The organism is Streptomyces sp. PKU-EA00015, assembly GCF_013387495.1.
Lineage (GTDB): Bacteria > Actinomycetota > Actinomycetes > Streptomycetales > Streptomycetaceae > Streptomyces.
The window spans coordinates 1-624 of record NZ_JABZEE010000140.1 but is presented as its reverse complement, the minus strand read 5'-3'; the positions used below and the strand labels follow the sequence as shown (position 1 = coordinate 624).

At 68.3% G+C, this 624-nt stretch carries 1 protein-coding gene; it reads right to left on the bottom strand.

Annotation, left to right across the window (positions count from 1 at the left end):
* The gene (locus HW130_RS35250) at positions 1-600 is read right to left on the bottom strand and encodes an IS5 family transposase (RefSeq protein WP_375256616.1); all 600 of its coding nucleotides are present in this window, start codon (positions 598-600) and stop codon (positions 1-3) included.
* Between the last annotated feature and the right edge of the window lie 24 nt (positions 601-624).

Genomic DNA, 624 nt, shown 5'->3' with positions numbered 1-624 from the left:
CTAGGGTCCGTCTTCAAACGGATCTTGCCCAGAGCAGGAACGATGCGAGGGTGACCGCTGCTTCGTAGGAAGTGGCGGTCTTCTCGTATCTGGTGGCGATCCCGCGGAAGCCCTTGAGCCGTTGAAGCAGCGCTCGATGATGTTGCGCCGCCGATAGGTCTCCCGGTCGAACCCTGGCGGTCGGCCGCCGTGGCGCCCGCGCCTCAGTCGGTGCCGTTGCTGGTCGGTCTTCTCCGGGATGGTGTGCGCAATGCCGCGCTTTCGCAGGTAGGCCCGGAAGCCCCGGGAGCTGTAGGCCTTGTCTGCGATGACCTGGGCGGGCCTGCAGCGCGGCCGGCCCTGGCCGGTGCGGGGAACACGGATCCGTTCCAGAAGAGGGCGCGCGCAGACACTGTCGTGGCGTTGGCCGGGCGTCAGCAGGATCGCGAGTGGGCGGCCCTTGCCGTCGCATGCGAGATGGATTTTGGTGGTCAGTCCGCCTCGGGATCGACCGAGGGCGTGATCGTCCGGTTCGTCCCGCCGCTGGCGCCCCCTTTTCGGCCGGTGGCGGCGGCATGCTGGTGGGCGCGGACGATGGTGGAGTCGATCTGGACCAGCCAGTCGATGTCGCCCTCTGCGTCCGCA